Origin of the sequence: Hoeflea phototrophica DFL-43 (assembly GCF_000154705.2) — a bacterium.
In the GTDB taxonomy this organism is placed as follows: domain Bacteria; phylum Pseudomonadota; class Alphaproteobacteria; order Rhizobiales; family Rhizobiaceae; genus Hoeflea; species Hoeflea phototrophica.
The window spans coordinates 3,197,008-3,217,115 of the sequence record NZ_CM002917.1 but is presented as its reverse complement, the minus strand read 5'-3'; the positions used below and the strand labels follow the sequence as shown (position 1 = coordinate 3,217,115).

20 protein-coding genes are annotated in these 20,108 nt (G+C 61.8%); 11 read left to right on the top strand and 9 right to left on the bottom strand.

Going from position 1 to position 20,108, the window contains the following annotated elements; all coding sequences use genetic code 11:
- Window positions 1-5: 5 nt before the first annotated feature.
- The 5 genes from HPDFL43_RS15220 to cobM are packed head-to-tail and all read left to right on the top strand — an operon-like array spanning window position 6 to window position 5,229.
- On the top strand, window positions 6-641 hold the full coding sequence (locus tag HPDFL43_RS15220; protein WP_007198274.1) for a precorrin-8X methylmutase: 636 nt from the start codon (window positions 6-8) through the stop codon (window positions 639-641).
- A complete protein-coding gene (locus tag HPDFL43_RS15215; protein WP_007198273.1) occupies window positions 634-1,875 on the top strand; it encodes a bifunctional cobalt-precorrin-7 (C(5))-methyltransferase/cobalt-precorrin-6B (C(15))-methyltransferase in 1,242 nt (413 codons plus the stop codon). Before HPDFL43_RS15220 ends, HPDFL43_RS15215 begins: the two co-directional genes overlap by 8 nt.
- Entirely contained in the window at window positions 1,875-2,603 is a 729-nt protein-coding gene (gene cobI / locus HPDFL43_RS15210; protein WP_040449269.1) for a precorrin-2 C(20)-methyltransferase, read from the top strand. The genes HPDFL43_RS15215 and cobI overlap by 1 nt, the downstream gene beginning before the upstream one ends.
- Window positions 2,600-4,450: a precorrin-3B C(17)-methyltransferase gene (gene cobJ, locus HPDFL43_RS15205; RefSeq protein ID WP_007198271.1), complete on the top strand. Its 1,851-nt coding sequence runs from the start codon at window positions 2,600-2,602 to the stop codon at window positions 4,448-4,450. Before cobI ends, cobJ begins: the two co-directional genes overlap by 4 nt.
- Window positions 4,447-5,229 (top strand): precorrin-4 C(11)-methyltransferase, encoded by a 783-nt coding sequence (gene cobM / locus HPDFL43_RS15200; RefSeq protein WP_007198270.1) that lies wholly within the window; start codon window positions 4,447-4,449, stop codon window positions 5,227-5,229. The genes cobJ and cobM overlap by 4 nt, the downstream gene beginning before the upstream one ends.
- Before the next feature lie 5 nt (window positions 5,230-5,234).
- On the opposite strand, the gene HPDFL43_RS15195 is transcribed toward cobM, so the two are convergent.
- Together HPDFL43_RS15195 and HPDFL43_RS15190 are read right to left on the bottom strand one after the other, a co-directional pair.
- A complete protein-coding gene (locus HPDFL43_RS15195) occupies window positions 5,235-5,933 on the bottom strand; it encodes a cobalt-precorrin-6A reductase (protein WP_007198269.1) in 699 nt (232 codons plus the stop codon).
- On the bottom strand, window positions 5,923-7,032 hold the full coding sequence (locus HPDFL43_RS15190; protein ID WP_007198268.1) for a cobalt-precorrin-5B (C(1))-methyltransferase: 1,110 nt from the start codon (window positions 7,030-7,032) through the stop codon (window positions 5,923-5,925). Before HPDFL43_RS15190 ends, HPDFL43_RS15195 begins: the two co-directional genes overlap by 11 nt.
- An 86-nt stretch (window positions 7,033-7,118) precedes the next feature.
- On the opposite strand from HPDFL43_RS15190, the gene cobA reads away from it, so the two are divergent.
- From cobA to HPDFL43_RS15165, 5 genes are all read left to right on the top strand, one after another.
- The gene (cobA, locus tag HPDFL43_RS15185) at window positions 7,119-7,964 is read left to right on the top strand and encodes a uroporphyrinogen-III C-methyltransferase (protein WP_007198267.1); all 846 of its coding nucleotides are present in this window, start codon (window positions 7,119-7,121) and stop codon (window positions 7,962-7,964) included.
- Window positions 7,961-9,259, top strand: a complete 1,299-nt coding sequence (locus HPDFL43_RS15180; RefSeq protein WP_007198266.1) for a cobyrinic acid a,c-diamide synthase CobB — start codon at window positions 7,961-7,963, stop codon at window positions 9,257-9,259. The genes cobA and HPDFL43_RS15180 overlap by 4 nt, the downstream gene beginning before the upstream one ends.
- On the top strand, window positions 9,259-10,284 hold the full coding sequence (gene cobD / locus HPDFL43_RS15175) for a threonine-phosphate decarboxylase CobD (protein WP_007198265.1): 1,026 nt from the start codon (window positions 9,259-9,261) through the stop codon (window positions 10,282-10,284). Before HPDFL43_RS15180 ends, cobD begins: the two co-directional genes overlap by 1 nt.
- Window positions 10,284-11,252: an adenosylcobinamide-phosphate synthase CbiB gene (gene cbiB, locus HPDFL43_RS15170; protein WP_007198264.1), complete on the top strand. Its 969-nt coding sequence runs from the start codon at window positions 10,284-10,286 to the stop codon at window positions 11,250-11,252. Before cobD ends, cbiB begins: the two co-directional genes overlap by 1 nt.
- Before the next feature lie 131 nt (window positions 11,253-11,383).
- Complete coding sequence (locus tag HPDFL43_RS15165; RefSeq protein WP_040449268.1) at window positions 11,384-11,815, top strand: L,D-transpeptidase; 432 nt, start codon at window positions 11,384-11,386, stop codon at window positions 11,813-11,815.
- 248 nt (window positions 11,816-12,063) lie between these two features.
- On the opposite strand, the gene HPDFL43_RS15160 is transcribed toward HPDFL43_RS15165, so the two are convergent.
- From HPDFL43_RS15160 to hemN, 7 genes are all read right to left on the bottom strand, one after another.
- Entirely contained in the window at window positions 12,064-12,990 is a 927-nt protein-coding gene (locus HPDFL43_RS15160) for a lipid A biosynthesis lauroyl acyltransferase (RefSeq protein ID WP_007198262.1), read from the bottom strand.
- A 19-nt stretch (window positions 12,991-13,009) separates the two neighbouring features.
- The gene (locus HPDFL43_RS15155) at window positions 13,010-14,038 is read right to left on the bottom strand and encodes a zinc-binding dehydrogenase (RefSeq protein ID WP_007198261.1); all 1,029 of its coding nucleotides are present in this window, start codon (window positions 14,036-14,038) and stop codon (window positions 13,010-13,012) included.
- 167 nt (window positions 14,039-14,205) lie between these two features.
- The gene (locus HPDFL43_RS15150; protein WP_040449266.1) at window positions 14,206-15,492 is read right to left on the bottom strand and encodes a beta-ketoacyl-ACP synthase; all 1,287 of its coding nucleotides are present in this window, start codon (window positions 15,490-15,492) and stop codon (window positions 14,206-14,208) included.
- A 13-nt stretch (window positions 15,493-15,505) separates the two neighbouring features.
- Window positions 15,506-16,714 carry a beta-ketoacyl-ACP synthase gene (locus HPDFL43_RS15145; RefSeq protein WP_007198258.1) on the bottom strand — a complete coding sequence of 403 codons (1,209 nt, stop codon included), beginning with the start codon at window positions 16,712-16,714 and terminating at the stop codon, window positions 15,506-15,508.
- Window positions 16,711-17,196, bottom strand: a complete 486-nt coding sequence (locus HPDFL43_RS15140) for a 3-hydroxyacyl-ACP dehydratase FabZ family protein (RefSeq protein WP_007198257.1) — start codon at window positions 17,194-17,196, stop codon at window positions 16,711-16,713. The genes HPDFL43_RS15145 and HPDFL43_RS15140 overlap by 4 nt, the downstream gene beginning before the upstream one ends.
- A 24-nt stretch (window positions 17,197-17,220) precedes the next feature.
- On the bottom strand, window positions 17,221-17,505 hold the full coding sequence (locus HPDFL43_RS15135; protein WP_156970293.1) for an acyl carrier protein: 285 nt from the start codon (window positions 17,503-17,505) through the stop codon (window positions 17,221-17,223).
- Window positions 17,506-17,645: 140 nt separating this feature from the next.
- Window positions 17,646-18,995 (bottom strand): oxygen-independent coproporphyrinogen III oxidase, encoded by a 1,350-nt coding sequence (gene hemN / locus HPDFL43_RS15130; RefSeq protein WP_007198255.1) that lies wholly within the window; start codon window positions 18,993-18,995, stop codon window positions 17,646-17,648.
- Between the two features lie 158 nt (window positions 18,996-19,153).
- On the opposite strand from hemN, the gene HPDFL43_RS15125 reads away from it, so the two are divergent.
- On the top strand, window positions 19,154-19,879 hold the full coding sequence (locus HPDFL43_RS15125; RefSeq protein ID WP_007198254.1) for a Crp/Fnr family transcriptional regulator: 726 nt from the start codon (window positions 19,154-19,156) through the stop codon (window positions 19,877-19,879).
- Window positions 19,880-20,108: the final 229 nt, after the last annotated feature.

The window sequence follows — 20,108 nt, the reverse complement described above, 5'->3', positions numbered from 1 at the left end:
TGTGCATGTCCGCCCCGATCCGTGATCCCGCGGAAATCTACCGGCGCTCCTTTGCCATCATCCGGAGTGAGGCGGACCTGGCGCGCTTTGATGCGGGCGCGCAGGAGGTGGTGGTTCGGATGATCCACGCCTGCGGCATGGTCGATCTCGCCGATGACATCGTCGTTTCACCCGGCTTTGCGGAGGCTGCACGGGCGGCGTTGGTTGCCGGTGCGCCGGTGCTTTGTGATGTCGAGATGGTCCGCCATGGCGTGATCGGGCGGTTGATGCCTTCTGACAACAAGGTGCTGTGCCTCCTCAATGATCCGCAGGTCCGCGAGATTGCCAGCCGCGATGCGACCACGCGTTCGGCGGCGCAGGTCGATCTCTGGGCGGCGCGCATGGAAGGTGCGGTGATAGCCATCGGCAATGCGCCGACAGCCTTGTTCCGGCTGCTGGAGCTGATCGATGCGGGTGCGCCGAAGCCTGCGGCCATCATCGGGGTGCCTGTCGGCTTTGTCGGCGCGGTGGAGAGCAAGGACGCGCTTGCGGCGGATTCGCGTGGTGTGGAGTTCCTGACGGTCAAGGGGCGGCGGGGCGGCAGCGCGATGGCAAGCTCTGCGGTCAATGCGATTGCCGGAGGCCTTGAAGGTCATGGGTGAGATCGGCACGGCGGGCGCAACGCCATGGCTCACTCTGATCGGCATTGGTGACAATGGCCTCGACAGCCTGACGCAGCCGGCGCGGGCGCTGTTCGAAAGTGCGCGCACCATCATCGCGCCGCAGCGGGTGCTCGACCGGATCGATTGCGGCGAGCGCGAGGTGATCGCCTGGACCTTCGGGATCAGACAGACGCTCGAATTGCTGATGGCGCGCCGGGGGACGCCGACAACCATTCTGGCCACCGGCGACCCGATGCATTTCGGCATTGGCGCGACGCTGATGCGCGATCTCGATGCGTCTGAGATGCGGGTGATTCCTTCGCCGTCTGCGTTCTCGTTGGCCGCGAGCCGGCTCGGTTGGGGGCTGCAGGACGTGACGCAGATCTCGCTGCATGGCCGCTCGGTTCATGGCCTGGCCTCGCATGTTCAACCCGGTGCGCGGATCATCGCGTTGACCTCGACCGGGCGCACTGTGATCGAGGCTGCCGAGATCCTCAACGCCCGCGGCTATGGCCGCTCCGGGATGTGGGTGCTCGAACATATGGGCGGGCCGGATGAACGCGTTCGCGTGATGCGGGCCGAGCAGGTGGTCGCTGAAAAACCGGCGATCGCCGATTTCAACACGCTGGCGATTGCCTGTGAGCCGACACCTGGTGCGGCGCTGCTTTCGGCCGTTCCCGGATTGCCGGATGCCGCTTTCGAGCATGACGGGCAACTGACCAAGCGTGAGGTCCGGGCGGTGACGCTGGCGCGTTTGGGACCGGTGCCCGGAGGCTTGTTGTGGGATGTCGGCGCGGGCTGTGGTTCGGTCGGGATCGAATGGATGCGTGCGGCGCGCGGTGCCCACGCTATTGCCATCGAGCCGGTCGAGAAACGTCGGACAATGATTGCTCAAAACGCGATTGATCTTGGCGCGCCGGGTCTCGAGATTGTTGCGGGAAATGCGCCGGACGCGCTCGCCAATCTCAAGCGGCCCGATGCCGTTTTCATCGGCGGTGGCATCTCCCATGCCGGCGTGTTCGAGGCAGTCTGGGACGCACTCAAACCAATGGGCCGATTGGTTGCCAACGCCGTCACGGTGGAAGGCGAAGCGCGGCTGTTCGCATTGCAGGCTGAGCACGGCGGCGAGCTTGTGCGGCTGCAAACAAGCCGTGCCGAGCCGGTTGGCCGCTATCTCGGATGGAAGCCTCTGATGCCTGTGACGATCTGGTCCGTGACCAAGGAAGGCTCATGATGAGTGGCAAACTCTACGGGCTGGGTCTCGGTCCTGGCGACCCTGAACTGGTGACCTTGAAGGCCTACCGGATCCTGCGCGAGGCGCCGGTGATCGCCTGGCCGGCACCCGATACGGGTCCGAGCTTCGCGCGCTCGATTGCGGCACCGCATCTTCCCGGCGGGCAGACCGAGATCCCGATCGTGGTGCCGATGCGCACCGAGCGGTTTCCCGCCCGTGATGTCTATGACAAGGCATCCGTGGAGATCGCGGCGCATCTTGATGCCGGCCGTGATGTCGCGGTTCTGTGCGAGGGAGATCCGTTTTTCTACGGATCCTTCATGTATCTGTTCGAGCGCCTGGTGCCGCATTACGACACCGAAGTGGTGCCGGGCGTGTCTTCGATGATGGCGGCGGCAAGTGCCGCGGGGCGGCCGCTGGCGGCGCGCAACGATGTTCTCACGGTTGTGCCGGGGCCGCTTGACGATGCAGAGCTCACAAATCGATTCAACGCGGCAGATGCATTAGCGATCATTAAAATAGGCAGACATTTCAAGCGGTTAAGAAGCCTGATTGAAAAGATGAATCTGCTGCCTCATGCAATCTATGCGGAACGTGTGTCGCTTGGTTCGGAACGGTTGATGCCGCTTGCCGATGTGCCTGAAGACACCGCGCCGTATTTTTCGATGATCCTGATCTACAAGGGCGGCGAGGACTGGATCCACGCGCTGCCCGGGAGCAAGCCATGACCCAATCTCCGGCAATCGTCATTCTCTCCGAGGCGGCCAAACCGATGGCGCGGCGTATAGCCGAGGCCCTGGGTGGAGAGGTGCATGGTCTGGCGCGGCGGGTGACGGACGGTGTTGATACCGGGTTTGCCGACACCGGTGCGCATCTGTCCGCGCTGTTTCTGCAGGGGCGTCCGGTCGTCGGAGTGATGGCATCCGGTGCTCTGATCCGGCTGCTTGCGCTGCATCTTGCGGACAAGGTGAGCGAGCCGCCGGTGATCGCTGTGGCCGAGGACGGTTCGGTGATTGTGCCGCTGTTGGGCGGCCATCATGGCGCCAACGATCTGGCCCGCGAGATCGCGACGATTGTCGACGGGGTTGCCGCGATCACCACTGCGGGCGATCTGAAATTCGGGGTCGCGCTGGATCAGCCGCCAGAGGGTTGGGTGCTTGCCAATCCGGCTGCGGCCAAGCAGGTGATGGCCGATCTTGTGGCCGGCGGCACTGCGCGGCTTGAGGGGGAGGCCGGGTGGCTTTCGGAAACCACGTTGCCTTTTTCATCTGACGGCGAGATCGTGCTTTCTGTCTCGGACGCGTCGGAAGAGCCGCCTGCAAATGGTTTGCTTTATCGTCCGCAGAGTCTGGTGCTGGGCATCGGATGCGAGCGCGGGGCGGATGGTGAGGAGGTGCTTGCCTTGGCGGTCGAGAGCCTCTCTCAGGCGGGCCTGTCCTCAGCATCGGTCGGGCTGGTAGCATCGATTGATGTGAAGGCCGACGAGGTGGCGGTGCATCATGTGGCCAGGCATTTCGGTTGCCCGGTGCGGGTTTTCGATGCTGCAACACTGGAGGCTGAAACGCCGCGATTGAAAAAACCTTCCGACATTGTGTTTGCCGAAGTGGGGTGTCATGGCGTGGCCGAGGGGGCGGCACTGGCTGCTGCGGGAGCCGGGGGCGAACTGGTTACTGAGAAGCGCAAGAGCCGCCGCGCGACCTGTGCCATTGCGCGGGCTCCCACGCCCTTCACCGCAAGGACCCTGCCGGGCCGGGCGCGCGGGCATTTGATGGTGGTGGGCATCGGGCCGGGATCGGAGGGTTGGCGCTCGCCGGAGGTCTCTTCGATGGTGGCCGCCTCGACGGATCTGGTTGGCTATTCGCTCTATCTCGATCTGCTCGGCCCGCTGGCCAAGGGCAAGGCGCGGCATGATTTTGATCTCGGCAAGGAAGAGGCGCGGGTGCGCCATGCCATGGAACTTGCGGGCGAGGGCAAATCGGTGGCGCTGGTCTGTTCCGGTGACGCCGGGATCTATGCCATGGCGACGCTGGTGTTCGAACTGCTCGACAAGGCCGACGGGCCCGACGGTCTGACGGATGCGGCGCGGCGGATCGAGATCGCGGTCTCGCCGGGCATCTCGGCGCTGCAGGCGGCGGCCGCGCGTGCCGGGGCTCCGCTGGGTCACGATTTCTGCACCATCTCGCTGTCTGATCTGCTTACTCCCTGGGAAGACATCAAGCGCCGGGTCTGGGCGGCGGGCGAGGGGGACTTTGTGATCGCCTTCTACAATCCGGTGTCCAAGAAGCGCCGGACCCAACTCGCCTGGGCGCGCGATGCGCTGCTCGAGCATAGGCCGGCCTCGACACCGGTGATCCTCGCTACCAATCTGGGGCGTGAGGGCGAGCTGATCCGGGTGGTGCCTCTGGTCGCGCTCAATGTGGATGATGTCGACATGCTGACCGTGGTCGTGGTGGGGTCGTCCAACTCCTCGACGGTTGCCACCGGCGACGGCCGGACCTGGGTGTACACGCCGCGCGGCTATGCTCGGAAGGAAGGCACCGCCATGACCAATTCAGTTGCAGGAGACGCGGCATGACCGTCTATTTCATCGGCGCCGGACCGGGCGCGCCGGATCTGATCACCGTGCGCGGACTCAAGCTGATCGAACGCTGTCCGGTGTGCCTTTATGCGGGATCGCTGGTGCCCGAGGAGATCGTCAAGGCCGCGCCTGAAGATGCGCTGGTCAAAGACACGGCGCCGATGCATCTTGATGAGATCATCGAAGAGATGAAAACCGCGCATGCCCGGGGCCAGGATGTGGCGCGGGTGCATTCGGGCGATCCGGCGATCTACGGCGCGGTGGCCGAGCAGATGCGCCGGCTCGATGCGCTCGAGATCGACTACGAGGTGGTGCCGGGTGTGCCGGCTTTTGCGGGTGCTGCCGCGAAGCTCGCGACCGAACTGACGCTGCCGGAAATCGCCCAGACGGTGATCATCACCCGCACGGGGATGAAGGCGTCCTCGATGCCCGAGGGCGAGCAGCTCGAGGTGCTGGGCCAGTCGCGCGCGACGCTCGCCATCCATCTGTCGATCCGCAATCTCGATTACATCAAGCGCGCGCTTGAGCCCTATTACGGCGCCGATTGCCCGGTGGTGATCGCCTATCGCGCCACCTGGCCGGACGAGCTCTACATCCGCACCACGCTGGAAGGCATGAAGGAAGAGGTACGCAAGAACAAGATCACCCGCACGGCGCTTGTTCTGGTGGGCAAGGTGTTTGGCGAGAACAATTTCCGCGACAGCGATCTGTACAATTCCGAGTACTCGCATGTGCTCAGGAATGCCGGGAAAAAGAAGAAGGCGAAGGCCGTCTAGGGCTTTCAATCCTGCCGTGACACGATGATCACCGGCAGCCCCAAATCCCGCGCGGCCTCGATCTTGGCGTAGGCGGCGGTGCCGCCGGAGTTTCGGCAGACGATGTGGGTGATCGAATGGGCGATCAGCAGCATGGTTTCGATGGCGGCTGTGTCGCCGGGGCGGCCGAGCACCAGCGCATGATCGGGCAGATCCAGTGGGGTTTCCGGGGGATCGATCATCCTGACGACGAAATGCACGTCGCCGCGGGAGGCGAACAGGCCGATATGCTGGGAGCCGAGCGCCAGCAGCACCCGGGCGCGGGGCGGGATAACATCGCGGGCTTGTTCAAGGCTCTCCACCTCGGTCCAGATGTCGCCGGGCTGCCGGGTCCAGGGCTTGCGGGTTCTGATCTCCAGTGGAACGCCGGTCAGCCGTGCTGCTTCAACCGCATTGACGCTGATCTGCCGGGCGAAGGGGTGGGTGGCATCGATCAGCTGGGTGATGCCGGTGTTGCGGATGTAGCCTGCCAATCCCTCCACGCCGCCGAAGCCGCCGGTGCGGACCTCGCCTGCGAGCGGGGCGGGCTCCTTGGTGCGTCCGGCAAGCGAGGTGATGATGCGGGCCTGAGGCTTTGCGGCGACCAGATCCCGCGCCAGTTTCGCGGCTTCCCGGGTGCCGCCCAGAATCAGAATGGTTTCTTGCGCTCCTGCACTATCGGGCATGGGCGAGCAGCGCTCCGGCGCGATCGGTGACCATGACATCGACCTCGACAGGCGCACCGCGCAGAGTTTCAAGTGCCGTGTCACGCGCCATGGCAGCGATCACCATGGGCAGATCGAGGTTTGCTTCGCGGGTCATTTCCAGCACTTCAAGCGCGGTGTTGGCCGCGAGAATGCGGTTTTGCAGTTGCGGATCCGCGCGGAGTTCCGCGGCCCGTTCGGCAAGCCAGTTCATGCTGACCTGGCTGCGCCCGGAATGCAGATCCAGCGCGCCCTGGGCAAGCTTGGTGAGTTTGGCGAAGCCGCCGGCAATGGTCAGTCTCGGCACCGGATGGACACGCAGATATTTGAGCAACCCGCCCGCAAAATCGCCCATGTCGAGGCAGGCTATGTCCGGAAGCCCGTAGAACTCTTGCGCGGTTTTCTCCGAGGTCGAGCCGGTGGCGCCGAGCACATGCGGCAGTTTCTCGGCGCGGGCGACATCGATGCCGCGGTGTATAGAGTGGATCCACGCCGAGCAGGAGAAGGGATGAACCACGCCGGTGGTGCCAAGCACCGACAGCCCGCCGATGATGCCGAGCCGCGGATTCCAGGTCTTGAGTGCGAGATCGGCACCGTTTTCGATGGATATCTCGATCTCGATGTCAGGCGAGATGCCATGGGCCAAGCAAATTTCGCGGGTGACGTCGGACATCATCTGACGTGGCACCGGGTTGATGGCCGGTTCGCCGACCGGGATCGGCAGACCCGCCTTGGTGACGGTGCCGACGCCATCGCCCGCCTTGAAGCAGATGCCCGCACCCTGATCGAGGCGGCGCACACGCGCCATCACCAGCGCGCCGTGAGTTACGTCGGGATCGTCGCCCGCATCCTTGATCAGGCCAGCCATGGCCCAGCGGTCGCCGATCTTCTCGCGTGCCAGCGGAAAAGATGGCTGTTCGCCCTTGGGCAGGGTAATGGTGACCGGATCGGCAAATTCACCTGTGAACAACGCCATGAGCGCCGATTTGGTGGCGGCGGTCGCGCAGGCGCCGGTGGTCCAGCCCCGGCGCAGGGCCGTGGCGGGTTTTTCCACGCGTATTTCGTTTTCGCCAGCGTCCATGTCGCAGTTCTTCACCCGTCTTTGCTGTTGCCGTTATAGAGTGCGATTGGTACGGGTGTAAGCCTATTCGAGGGAACGGAATTCGCATGGTCGACTGGCGCGACAATCTGCCTGAAATGAAACCCGGCGAGGTGTGGCTTGTGGGTGCGGGTCCTGGTGATCCGGGTCTGCTGACGCTGCACGCGGCAAATGCGCTGAGTCAGGCGGATGTGATCGTGCATGACGCCCTCGTCAACCGTGATTGTCTCAATCTCGCCCGCACCGGCGCGGTGTTGGAGTTTGCCGGCAAACGTGGTGGCAAGCCATCTCCCAAACAGCGCGACATTTCGCTCAGGCTGGTCGAACTGGCGCGGTCTGGCCAGCGGGTGCTCAGGCTGAAGGGCGGCGATCCGTTTGTCTTCGGCCGTGGTGGTGAAGAGGCGCTGACGCTGGTTGAGAATCACATTCCCTTCCGTATTGTGCCGGGCGTGACCGTCGGCATCGGCGGGCTTGCCTATGCCGGCATTCCGGTCACCCATCGCGATACCAATCACACGGTGACATTCCTCACAGGCCATGATGCAACCGGCCTGGTGCCGGACCGGATCGACTGGGACGGGGTGGCGCGTGGGAGCCAGGTGATCGTGATGTATATGGCGATGAAGCACATCGCTACCATCACCTCGCGGCTGATTTCCGCCGGGCGCGCGCCCGATGAACCCATGGCATTCGTGACCGATGCCTCCACAGACCAGCAGAAGGTGCTCGAGACGACGCTCGCGCGCGCTGCAGAAGATGTTGCCGCCTCGGGGCTGCAACCTCCGGCGATCGTTGTGGTCGGGCAGGTGGTGCGGCTCAGGTCGGCGCTTGATTGGCTGGGGGCCGCCTCGGGCCGGGTGCTGACCGCCGATCCGCTTGGGCATCGATCCAATCCGCAAAAGGACAGTGCATGACCGGTTTCATGATTGCCGCTCCACAATCCGGCTCTGGCAAGACCACGGCGACACTCGGATTGTTGCGCGCGCTCAAGCGGCGCGGGGTCGCACTGGCGCCTGGAAAGGCCGGACCGGATTACATCGATCCGGCGTTTCATGCGGCAGCGAGCGGCGAAACCTGTCTTAACTACGATCCCTGGGCGATGCGCGAGGAATTGCTTCTGGCCAATGCGTCCCTGCAATCGCAAGGCGGGCGGATGCTGGTGATTGAAGCGATGATGGGGTTGTTTGACGGCGCAGCCGACGGCTCCGGCTCTGCAGGAGATCTTGCCGGCCTTCTGGGCCTTCCAGTGATTCTCGTGATCGATTGCTCGAGCATGTCGCAATCGGTGGCGGCGCTGGCTCAGGGCTTTTCGAACTTTCACCCGGATGTACTGGTGGCGGGCGTCATTCTCAACCGGGTTGCCAGCGCACGGCATGAGGGCATGCTGCGCCAGGCGCTCGACAAATCGCGGATCAACGTGATCGGGGCCGTGCCGCGCGATGAGCGCCTGGAGCTGCCGCAACGGCACCTGGGGCTTGTTCAGGCCGGCGAACATCCGGGTCTCGCGCAGCTTATCGAAGATGCGGCTGAGCTGATGGAAGCGCGTGTTGATCTCGACCAGCTGGTGCGCGTCGCGCAGCGAACCGGAAGCAAGGTTGCCACGGCCAACATCTCTCGGTTGCCGCCGCCGGCGCAGAAGATCGCGGTGGCGCAGGACAATGGCTTTGCCTTTGTCTACGAGCACATGCTGCTTGGTTGGCGCCGGCGCGGCGCGGAGATCTCGTTCTTCTCGCCATTGGCCGATGAAGCGCCTGATCCGGAATGCGGCGCAGTGTTGCTGCCGGGCGGCTATCCGGAATTGCATGCGGGCGAAATCGCTGCCGCAAACCGCTTTAAGGCTGGTATTGCCGCCGCAATTGAGCGCCGCGCCATCGTCTATGGCGAGTGCGGCGGCTTCATGGTGCTGGGCGAGGGGCTGATCGATGCGGATGGCACGCGGCATGAAATGCTCGGCGCATTGCCGCTGGTCACGAGTTTTGCTGAGCGCAAGCGCCATCTGGGCTACCGCCGGTTGAAGCCAATGCCTGGCATGTTCTGGGACATGGAGCTGTCGGCCCATGAGTTCCACTATGCCAGCACCGTGTCGGAAGGCGAGGCGGATCGGGTGTTTTCGGCCCGTGACGCGCTTGGCGGCACGCTTGAACCTGCCGGCCTCATGCGTGGCAACGTGGTTGGCTCCTTCATGCATGTCATCGACCGGATCGATTGATGGCCATACTCCACACGCCTGATCCGATTGCCCATGGCGGTGCTCTGAGCGAAGCCATCGCAAAGCATGGCGGCGAGCCTTCGCAATGGCTTGATCTGTCAACCGGGATCAGCCCGTTCTCGCTGCCCTTGCCGGAGTTCTCCAGGAACATGTGGCGGCGTTTGCCTGAGGCGGCGGAGGTGAGCCGGGTTTGTGAAAAGGCGATGAAGTATTATGGCGGCGCGGTGCTGCCGCTTGCGGTTCCGGGAACGCAAGCTGCCATTCAGCTGTTGCCGTTTCTCAGACCGGATTCGGGTGAGGTTGCGATCGTTTCGCCGACCTATGGCGAGTATGAGAAGAGCTTCCGGCGCGCAGGCATTGAAGTTGATCCGGTCGCCACGCTGGATGCCGCCGCGGCCACGCGCGCGGGCATCGTCGTGCTGGCCAACCCCAACAATCCTGATGGGCGCGAAACCATGCGCGATGACGTGTTTGGTTTCGTCAGAACGCAGCGCCACCGTTTGGTGATCGTGGATGAGGCTTTCGGCGACCTGCGACGGGACCTGTCCATGACAGGTGCTGCGGGTATGGAGCCCAATCTTTTGGTGATGCGGTCTTTCGGAAAATTTTTCGGACTTGCCGGATTGCGGCTGGGCTTTGTTTTTGCCGAACCGGCCCTTGTCGGGATATTGGCGGACCGGCTTGGGCCCTGGGCAGTGTCGGGCCCGGCACTGGCGATTGCTGACCATGCCTTTTCGCGCATGGACCTGGTTTCGGACCTGCGCGAACGTATCGACAAGGTGCATGGACAGACCCGCTCGGCGCTGAACAAGGCAGGCGTCACCATTGTCGGAGAGACGCCTTTGTTTTTCTGCTGCGAGGTCGGCGACGGCGAAGCCGCGCGCGATGCCCTGGCGAGCCATCAGGTGCTGGTGCGCAGTTTCGAGCACAGCCCGTCACATATCCGCATCGGGCTGGTTCCCGATGACCTGTCTGCGGTGCGGCTGCGCGAAACTCTGCGTCTTGTGCTTCCGCGGTCAGCGTGATGGGACATTTGCCGGTCTTGTTTCTGGCTTTGCTGCTTGACCGCCTGGTGGGTGATCCTGACTGGCTGTGGCGCCGGTTCAGCCATCCGGTGGTGGTTTTCGGCCGGGCTATCGGCTGGGCTGACAGGAGATTCAACCGGAGCGATGACAGTGCCGAAGTCCGGCGCCGAAATGGACGGCTGACGATCATTGTTCTGGTGTTGCTGGCAGCGTTCACGGGCTGGCTGTTTTCCGGTCTTTTCGAGCGTATGGGACTTGTTGGCACGGCGCTGGAAATCCTCATCGTTGCGGTCTTTCTGGCGCAAAAAAGTCTGGCCGATCATGTCAGCGCGGTGGCGCAGGGTTTGCGTGTTGGCGGGCTCAAGGGCGGACGCCAGGCGGTTGCGATGATTGTCGGCCGTGACCCGGAGGCTCTCGATGAGGCCGGGGTGTCGCGGGCGGCAATCGAAAGCCTGGCGGAGAATTTTTCCGACGGCATAGTCGCGCCGGCATTCTGGTATGCGGTCCTGGGTTTGCCGGGGCTGATGGCCTACAAGATGCTCAACACCGCGGATTCGATGATCGGTCATCTCAATGACCGGCACCGCGATTTTGGACGGATGGCAGCACGTATGGACGATGTTGCCAACTGGCCGGCCTCCCGTTTCTCCGCGGTTCTGATTGCAATCGGCGCGGGTATCGCCAAAGGCGGTGCTGCGATGAAGCGGGCGATGGAAATGGCGCTTGCAGATTCGGGGCTGCACCGATCCCCCAATGCGGGGTGGCCCGAGGCGGCGATGGCGGGGGCTCTGGATCTCGCTCTGGCCGGTCCGCGGCGCTATCATGGTGAGATGGTGATGGAGCCCAGCCTCAACGCGTCAGGGCGGGGCAACGCCGGTTCAGCCGAGATTGAAGCCGGGCTTGTGGTGTTCCACAGAGCCTGTGACAGCTTGGCGGTGGTGATCGTGTTTCTTGCCATTGGTTTTTGAAAACAATCAATTAGAGCGAAATGCCACTGTCGCTCCGGTTCGGGCTGACAAATTAACTTTACGTCCAATTTTAACTGTCTAAAGTAGCAAGCAATAGTTAAAAGAACATCGGGGTTGCTGGGAGAGTAAACATGCGTAACATGCTTCTGATCGGGGCGCTTGCTCTTGCACTGATGCCATTTACTCAGGCTTCTGCGCTGGCAGCGAAGCTGACTGCAAAAATCGACCTGTCTTCACAGACTATGGTTGTAAGCCACAACGGCGTCGTCAAATACAAATGGCCGGTGTCGACCGGGCGTTCGGGCTATTCGACACCCACTGGCAGTTACTCGGCGAAATGGCTGTCGCGCTACCACCGGTCCCGCAAGTACAACAATGCCTGGATGCATTATGCGGTGTTCTATCATGGCGGATACGCGATCCATGCCACCCGGGATACCAAGCGGCTCGGCCGCCCGGCCTCACACGGCTGCGTCAGACTTGCACCCGAGCATGCGGCGAAGTTTTTCTCGCTGGTTCAGCGCTCTGGCAACTCCAACACGCGCATCGTGATCAAACACTAGAGCGCCGTGCGTCCAATTGGACGCACAAAGGTCGCTCTAACACCTTGATTTGATGCATGTACGTTATCACTCAATTGAATCCAATTGAGTGCGACATGCATTAGAGCCTTCTCAAGTCAGGCGAAACCGCCTGATCGCAGACAAGCTGCTCTCCCCCCTTGCAAGGTGGAGCGTCAGTCGTGTGCAATGGGCGCAGAGCGAGCATGCCTGCTCCGGATCAAACGGGAACCGGTCTCGGTTGGGAATACCTATTTCACCATGTGCTTGATGTTCCAGCGGTCATGGAACCACTGCCACTGGCCGGGATATTCGCGCACCCAGCTTTCGACCTTGTCGTTTAACATTTGGGATGTGGCGGCCACATCAACGCCGCCATTGGCTTCGCGCGGAATGGTGACGGCCGGCTCGACGATCAGCCGGTGACGTCCGTTCGGGAGCCTGACCGAACGGGCGGGATAGACCTCGCAGTCAAACTGCCGGACAAGTTTGGCAAGCAGGGGATTGGTCTGCGCTTCAAGACCGAAGAAGCGGGTCTTGGTGCCCTTGTGGAATTTCTGATCAACCAGCACCCCAACGCCGCCACCGGCTTCGAGCCTGCGGGCGAGCGTGAAGGCTGCGCCGGCGCGCGAGGGGACCAGATGGCCCATCGATGTGCGGCGTGCAGCCAGAACCTTGCGCGCGATGTAGGGATTGTTGGGCGGGCGAAACATCGCCATCACATCCAGCCCGTAGGAGGCGGCGGCAATCGGCAGTAGCTCGAAATTGCCAGTGTGCGCGGTGAAGACAATGAACGGCTTGCCGCTGTCGCGCAGTTTCAAGAAAATATCGACGCCCTCGACCTCGATCCTGCCGGGTTCGGTGGCGTCCGGGTCGAAATCGAAAATCTGATCGAGAAACACATATTCGGCGGCAAGCCGGGCCATGTTTCCCCACATGTCGAGCGCGATCTGCTGCCGCTCCTCGTCGGATTTTTCCGGGAACGCACGTTTGAGATTGAACAGCGCCAGGCGATGCCGCGACGTCCTTGGCCCGATGAGGCGTGCGGCGCGATCGACAGAGTTGCTCGCGCTGGTCGCAGGGAGCAGTGAAATCAGCTTGAGCAGCGAAAGGACGATTGCCGCAATCAGCCAGTCCCTGGCGCGATTGAAGGCGATAACCAGCCGCGTGATTGCCATCCGGAAAGAGTGGGTCATGTCAGCTGATGTTCAGGATGATCTTGCCGAACACGTCACGGCCTTCCATGCGGGCGAGCGCCGTGTCGATTTCATCGAAGCTGACCTCGGTGTCGATGACGGGGTGGACCTGGCCTGCTGCCATTTTCTGCATGGCGTCAGCCATGTTCTCCATCCTGCAGCCAAAGGATCCGAAGATCTTCAATTGACGCTGGAACAGCATCATCAGGTTCATTTCGGTGGAGACGCCGGAGGTTGATCCGCAGGTGACCAGTCTCCCGCCGCGCTTGAGCGACAGGATGGAACCAGCCCAGGTGTCGGCGCCGACATGTTCGAACACGACGTCAACGCCCTGCTTCTTGGTCAGCTTGCGGACGACGCCCTCGAACCGGTCGTCGCGATAGTTGATCACGTGATCGGCGCCAAGTGCCTTGGCTGGCTCGATCTTGGCGTCCGAACCCACCGTGGTGATAACGGTGCAGCCGATCTTCTTGGCGAGCTGGATCGCTGCAGTGCCGATGCCGGAGCCACCGGCATGGATGAGAACCGTTTCACCGGGTTCGAGCCTGGCGTTGTCAAACAGCATGTGTTCGACCGTGCCGAAGGTGACCGGTGCGACAGCAGCGCCAATGGCGCTGACGCCCGGAGGTGCCGGGACCAGAAGACGGGCTGGCAAATTGACCTGCTCCTGGGCAAAGCCATCGAGGTGAAAACCGTGAACGCCGCCCACATGTTCGCACAGATTGTCACGTCCCTCGCGGCAGGGACGGCAGAGGCCGCATGTGCGTGCGCCATAAATCGAGACCAATTGCCCAGGAACCAGTCCGGCCACGCCGTGACCGACCGCATCGACCGTGCCGGAAGCCTCTGCGCCGATCACCAGTGGCATCTTGCGCTTGGCGAATGCCATGCCGCGCCAGCCCCAAACGTCGATGTGGTTGAGCGCGACGGCCTTGATGGAGACGGTCACCTCGCCAATGCCCGGCGGCGGCGGCGGTGGTAGATCCACCGTCTCGAGCTTGCGGTCTTCGATGAGCTGCAATGCGCGCATGATTGTCATCCCTTGCCGTCCGGTGCGACGTTTTTCACCAAGCAATGGTTTGCACGAGTGATCTTGTGCACCGGGTATTGTCTTGAGCGCACCACTCCGCGCGGCCGACGCTGTGAATGAATGCCTGGTTCATTTCGCCCGGCCTATCCGCCCGGGCGCGCCATGCCTTAAGCCGGTTCAGCCGACATGACAAGGCATGCGTTCTGCCCGCCAAAGCCAAAGGAATTGGACAGCACGCTGGTAACCGTCGCGTCACGTTTGACATTGGGGACCGCGTCCAGCGGAATGGCCGGGTCCGGATTGTCATAATTGATGGTGGGCGGGATCACGCCGGTTGCGATGGTCATCAGCGAGAAAACTGCCTCCACAGCACCGGCGGCGGTCAGCGTGTGGCCGATCATCGACTTGTTCGAGGAGACGGGAACCTCGGCCATCCGCTCTCCAAAGACTGTCGACAAGGACAGATACTCCATCTTGTCGTTCTCGGGCGTCGAGGTGCCGTGGGCGTTGATGTAGCTGATGTCATCGGCGGAAAGCCCTGCATCATCCAGCGCCGCGCGAATGGTTGCGATTGCCGGTCCGCCATCGGGCGATGAGCGGGTCCGGTGGAAATGATCCGCCTTCTCGCCACAGCCGCTGATGATTCCGTGAATGCGGGCGCCGCGGGCCAGCGCGGCTTCCAGCGATTCCAGAACCAGAGTCGCGGCGCCTTCTGCAATGACGAAGCCGTCGCGGTCCTTGGTAAAGGGACGCGATGCCTTTTGCGGCGGATCATTGTTGGTCGACAGCGCCGAGAGCAGCGAAAAGCGGATCAGCGCTTCGGCGCTGACCGAACCGTCGGTGGCGACGCAGAGTGCCCGGTCGGTGCGGCCCTGGCGGATGGCTTCGACGCCGAGCTGGATCGCCGTGGCCCCTGATGCACAGGCCGTTGACAGCGTCACCGGAAGGCCGCGGGTTCCGAACTGATCAGCCAGGCGTTCAGAAATCGAACCGAACAGCGCTGCTTCATGAAACACCGGATCGGCGTTTTCCCGCAGAACGGTGAGGAACTGCTCATAGGCATTGCCATTCAACTGCCCGGGCGGCACCCGGTCGCCCAGTTCAAAGCGGGCGCTCCATTCGGGCTCAATCGGCGGGGCTGCCAGAAACAACGGTCCGCCAAAATCGCCGGAGAGACCAGCTTGTGCCAGCGCTTCGATGGTGGTCTCGCGCGCGAATGCGAAGGAGCGTTCAACAGCGTTTGGAGTGGGAATGTCGATAAAATCGACCGTTCCGCAAATTCTGGTCGACAGGCTTTCCGATGGAAACCGGGTGATCGCATGAATGCCGGATTCGCCGGCGGTCAGGCGTGTCCAGTTGTCCTCGATTCCCTGGCCGAGCGAGGTGACGACGCCCATGCCGGTCACGGCGACCAGCGGGCGGCCAAGATGATCCTTGTATGCGGCTTTGGTCATGGTGGGCTCCGGGTCAGGACAGCTTGCTCAGACGGGCCACGCCTTCACCGCGCGCATGTCCGATGGTTGTCACAATAGCCGATTTTGCCGCTTCGGGCATTTCGGCATCAACGCCCGGCGCCATCGGCTTGATCGGGCTGGATTCGTCGAGCGCCAGGCTTGCAAGCGCCAGGCCGGTGATGAATTGCGCTTCGAGGGAATGCCCGAACAGCGCTCCGTAGCTGCGAAGCGGCGCATCGGGATAGCGTGTTTGCAGGAATGCGCGCTCGCGCCCGCTCAACCCGGGAAAGCCGCTCGCGCCGCAGAAGACCAGTGTTTCCGGAGACCCGGCTGCTGCGCCTGTTTCATCGCACAGGCGGGAGAGGCGTTGTTCGAGCTTGCCTTCGTCGCGTGAGCCCCTGTCACCCAGGGCGCCATCAAGACTTGCGTAGATATGCGCTCCTCGCGCTTCGGCATGAGCGCGTGATTCAAGCACAAGAAAGGCGCCGGCGGTGCCGAGGTTCATGCCGGCGGCATCGCCGTTCTGATCCCAGAACGGCTCGAGTCCGCCTTTCGCCAGCCCCTGAATGGCTTCCAGAAGCAGGATCATGTCGTAGCGTTCGGCGACAAAAGCGCCACCGACCAGGCAATGGGTCGATTGCCCCGCCGTAATGCGTGCATGTGCGGTCTCGATCGCGGATATGCCTGCGCCTTCCTCGCCCATCAGGGTTCGTGACGAGCCCGTGACCTTGTGGACGATGGAGATATTGCCGGCCAGAAGGTTGGAGAGCTGCGCCAGAAACAGCGTCGGGCGCAATTCGGTGGTCAGTTTTTCATTGAGCAGAACATCGCGGTCGTTGCGCTTGCGGCTCTCCTCAACGATCAGTGTGTCGACCGCGATGTCGCGTTCGCCGCCGCCGGCTGCGACAATCATGTCCATTGTCGCGCAGGCTTCGAGGTCATCCTTGAAACCTGCATCATCGAGCGCCATTCCTGCCGCGAATACGCCCAGGCGCTGCCAGTTTTCCATCTGCCTCTGGTCCCCACGCCGGGGTATCTGCTGCGACCAGTCGATTTCAGGCAGCGGAAACACGGTGTAGGGCGCGAAGTTTTCGCTGTCACTGATGTCGCGGGGTGAAACCGAGCCGCTTGTCAGTGCAGCACGATGGACATCGCTGCCGACGCCGAGCGCGGTGACAAGGCCTATGCCTGTTACAACAACAGCATTGTCGGGGTTGGTCATTGCCTGTCTCCATTGATGTCGTCCATGGCAGCCAACAGACCAACTTCCTCGGCCCGTTTGCGAACGATCTCGGCCAGTGGAACCTGGTCGAACGCCACCGTCTTGAGCTTGAGCTGGCAATCGGCGGTGCGTTTGCCATCACTTGAGATGCGCGCCTTTGCCACCACATAGCCCGAACCTTCGTGCTCCAACGTGGCCGATATTTCAAGTTTAGCGCCCGGCTTGACGAAATCGCGCATCTTGGCCCCATCCACGGACATCAAGAAGGGCATCGCCGCAAAGCCGGTCTTGGCGAGGATCAGAAAGCCGCAAGCTTGCGCCATGGTTTCGATCAGCAACACACCGGGCACAAGCGGCATTCCGGGAAAATGGCCTTCGAAGACCGGGCTTGCGTCAGGGACCGTGGAAGAGGCAACCAGTGTTGCCGCATCGAGGTCGAGCGCCTCGATCCGGTCGATCATCTGGAAATATTCAAGGTACATCGGACAAACCCGCCGCTTCAGGCGTCAAGCCTTGGCAGCCCTCAGCTCGTCGATCTTGGTGCAGAGATTGCCAAGCACGAAGTACTCTTCTGTCGAGGCCTTGCCGTCATTGACTTCCTGGGTCCACTGCTCAAGCGGAATCTTGATTCCGAATTCCTTGTCGACGGCAAAAACAATGTCCAGGAAATCGAGGCTGTCGATTCCCAGATCGTCAATGGTGTGGCTTTCAGGAGTGATGCTGTCGCGGTCAATCTCGCTTGTTTCAGCGATAATGTCGGCGACCTTGTCGAATGTTGCGGTCACGCTCAATTCCTCATTGGCTAAGGGTTTGGCCGAAGCTATAGAAAAATCCGGCGCAAAAGCCAATGGCTACTTTGCACGCGATTCCGTCCGTTGCTCTTTGATCACGGTTTAAGGCTTGGAAGCGGCCCTACGAGGGTACGCCGGGGCTACACCGCAAGTGAGTGCCTGGCAGCGCCTTCGCCGAAATAGCTGTCGAATGCCGAGGCGATGGAGCGGACAAAGGGCCTGCCCTTGTCGGTGACCTGAAAAAGGCCGCCTGAGAACTCGATCATTCCGTCGGTATCGCAGCCGGCAAGGTATTCCGCTTCATCGAGCACTTGCTCCGCGGCACCGCCGAATTCGTGCCGGATGGTGGAGAAGGAAAACGCGAAATCGCACATCAAAAGTTCGATGATGCGGGCGCGGAGGCGGTCTTCTTCGGACAATTCGAAGCCGCGCACGACTGGCAGCCGGCCCAAATTGACCTGACGCTGATACTCGCCGGTGGAAGGCTGGTTCTGGATGTAGCCCTGGGGCAGCTGTCCGATGGAAGAGGCTCCCATTCCGATCAGGGCATCGGCGGTATCGCTGGTGTAGCCCTGGAAATTGCGGCGCATCGCACCGGAGGCGGCCGCGATCGCGAGACTGTCGGCGGGCAGGGCGAAGTGATCGATCCCGATTGAGGTGTACCCCGCTGCTGTCAAGGACGAGCTTGCGCGGTTCATCTGTGCGAAACGCTCGGTGACATCGGGCAATGCTGCCTCATCAATCATCTTCTGGTGGGTCTTCATCCAGGGCACGTGGGCGTAGCCGAACAGCGCGATCCGGTCAGGCCTGAGTGAAACAACCTGCTCGATGGTGCGATCGACCGATTGCCGTGTCTGGTGGGGCAGGCCGTAGAGCACATCGCAATTGACCGAGCGGACTCCGCGTGCACGGACCTGTTCGACCACTTCGCGGGTCTGCTCAAAGGTCTGTTCGCGGTTGATGGCCTGCTGCACTTTCTCGTCGAAATCCTGGACACCAATGGAGGCACGTGTGAGCCCGATTTCGGCGAGCGCATCATATTTGTCGGCGTCGAGATCATTGGGATCCATTTCGACGCTGATTTCGGCACCGTCGTCGAAATGGAAACGGCTGCGCAGCGCCTTGTCGAGCCAAACCATATCTTCGGGCTTGAGCATGGTGGGCGAGCCGCCGCCCAGATGGAGCGCGGTGACCCTGCAGCCGGGATCGACAAGACCGGAGATGGTCTCAATCTCGTTTTCAAGGGCTGCGAGATAGGTCTTGAGCGGGTCATATCTGCGGGTCTGCTTGGTGTTGCAGCCACAAAACCAGCACAGCCGGTCGCACCAGGGGATGTGAATGTAGAGGGAAAGCGTCTGCCCCGGCTTGAGTTGCCTGAGCCAGCGGGCATAGACATCCCCATCGACGCCTGCATGAAAATGCGGCGCGGTGGGGTAGCTGGTGTAGCGCGGAGCTGGGCCCGCGTGTTTGCGCACATAATCTTTTTGCATCTGCAATTCACTCCCGGTTGTCACGATACAATGCAGATGGCACAGGCTGCTGCCTTGACTTTGATCAAACCCGCCTGTTCTTTGAAGTCATATGCGCGCTCTGGCAGGAGAGCGGAACGCCGTGCTTGCCAGTTGTGCTTCGTGATATCGAGGGTTGAATGGACGCACACCGCAAAGACATCCACAATTCCGACATTCCGGTGCTGTGCCGGGCATGCGAAGCCCGGCATCGCGGCGTATGCGGCGCTTTGACATCGTCCCAGCTTCTCAGTCTGAACAAGCAATCTACGCGCAAGCACATCGAAGCGGGATCGGAACTGATCGGGGAAAGCCAGGAAACCAGCAGCTACGCAAACATCATTACCGGCGTGGTCAAACTCACCAAGATGATGTCGGACGGGCGGCAGCAGATCGTCGGGCTGCAATTCGCTCCGGATTTCCTCGGGCGCCCGTTTCGCATCGACAGCGGAATCTCCGCGGATGCTGCGACCGATGTCAATGTCTGCAGTTTTCCCAAGGCGGCAATCGAGCGGATGATCAAGGAAGCCCCTGAACTCGAGCACCGCCTGCTTGAGCAAACCCTCAAGGAGCTGGACGAGGCTCGCGACTGGATGCTCACTCTGGGGCGCAAGACGGCGTGTGAAAAGGTCGCCAGTTTTCTCTATCTTATCGCCACGCATATCAATCCGGAGGCCGACCCGGATTCGGCAAGTTTCGAACTGCCGCTAACCCGATCCGACATTGCAGATTTTCTTGGTCTGACCATAGAGACGGTGAGCCGGCAATTGACCAAATTGCGCAAGGAACAGGTCATTGTGATTCGGAACAACCGGCATGTCGAGGTTCCTGATCTGGACAAGCTCGCGGAGTTTGCCTCGCAATAATCTTCAGCACAATGTTTCGTTGGCCGCTGCAGGCCCGGTTTTTGGTTAAGCTGTCAACTTGCAAGGGACTTTGACAGCCGTTGCTGTTTTGCAGGCTGCACTGTTGGAGATTTCAACGCGTTTCAGTGTTCAATTTTTCTGCGTATTTGAACGAAATGGATCATGCTCGTGTTATGCTTGGCGAGGTCGACAAACAGTCCTTGTGGATGTAGTGATGGCTGTCAAAAAG

What these genes read in the sequence shown, in the direction of transcription:
- HPDFL43_RS15215 (WP_007198273.1), top strand. Translation starts at nt 634, where the DNA reads ATGGGTGAGATCGGCACGGCGGGCGCAACGCCATGGCTCACTCTGATC.
- HPDFL43_RS15220 (WP_007198274.1), top strand. Translation starts at nt 6, where the DNA reads ATGTCCGCCCCGATCCGTGATCCCGCGGAAATCTACCGGCGCTCCTTT.
- cobM (WP_007198270.1), top strand. Translation starts at nt 4,447, where the DNA reads ATGACCGTCTATTTCATCGGCGCCGGACCGGGCGCGCCGGATCTGATC.
- cobA (WP_007198267.1), top strand. Translation starts at nt 7,119, where the DNA reads ATGGTCGACTGGCGCGACAATCTGCCTGAAATGAAACCCGGCGAGGTG.
- HPDFL43_RS15165 (WP_040449268.1), top strand. Translation starts at nt 11,384, where the DNA reads ATGCGTAACATGCTTCTGATCGGGGCGCTTGCTCTTGCACTGATGCCA.
- HPDFL43_RS15180 (WP_007198266.1), top strand. Translation starts at nt 7,961, where the DNA reads ATGACCGGTTTCATGATTGCCGCTCCACAATCCGGCTCTGGCAAGACC.
- cobD (WP_007198265.1), top strand. Translation starts at nt 9,259, where the DNA reads ATGGCCATACTCCACACGCCTGATCCGATTGCCCATGGCGGTGCTCTG.
- HPDFL43_RS15150 (WP_040449266.1), bottom strand. Translation starts at nt 15,492, where the DNA reads ATGACCAAAGCCGCATACAAGGATCATCTTGGCCGCCCGCTGGTCGCC.
- cobJ (WP_007198271.1), top strand. Translation starts at nt 2,600, where the DNA reads ATGACCCAATCTCCGGCAATCGTCATTCTCTCCGAGGCGGCCAAACCG.
- HPDFL43_RS15190 (WP_007198268.1), bottom strand. Translation starts at nt 7,032, where the DNA reads ATGGACGCTGGCGAAAACGAAATACGCGTGGAAAAACCCGCCACGGCC.
- cobI (WP_040449269.1), top strand. Translation starts at nt 1,875, where the DNA reads ATGAGTGGCAAACTCTACGGGCTGGGTCTCGGTCCTGGCGACCCTGAA.
- hemN (WP_007198255.1), bottom strand. Translation starts at nt 18,995, where the DNA reads ATGCAAAAAGATTATGTGCGCAAACACGCGGGCCCAGCTCCGCGCTAC.
- HPDFL43_RS15155 (WP_007198261.1), bottom strand. Translation starts at nt 14,038, where the DNA reads ATGCGCGCATTGCAGCTCATCGAAGACCGCAAGCTCGAGACGGTGGAT.
- HPDFL43_RS15145 (WP_007198258.1), bottom strand. Translation starts at nt 16,714, where the DNA reads ATGACCAACCCCGACAATGCTGTTGTTGTAACAGGCATAGGCCTTGTC.
- HPDFL43_RS15140 (WP_007198257.1), bottom strand. Translation starts at nt 17,196, where the DNA reads ATGTACCTTGAATATTTCCAGATGATCGACCGGATCGAGGCGCTCGAC.
- HPDFL43_RS15125 (WP_007198254.1), top strand. Translation starts at nt 19,154, where the DNA reads ATGGACGCACACCGCAAAGACATCCACAATTCCGACATTCCGGTGCTG.
- HPDFL43_RS15195 (WP_007198269.1), bottom strand. Translation starts at nt 5,933, where the DNA reads ATGCCCGATAGTGCAGGAGCGCAAGAAACCATTCTGATTCTGGGCGGC.
- cbiB (WP_007198264.1), top strand. Translation starts at nt 10,284, where the DNA reads ATGGGACATTTGCCGGTCTTGTTTCTGGCTTTGCTGCTTGACCGCCTG.
- HPDFL43_RS15160 (WP_007198262.1), bottom strand. Translation starts at nt 12,990, where the DNA reads ATGGCAATCACGCGGCTGGTTATCGCCTTCAATCGCGCCAGGGACTGG.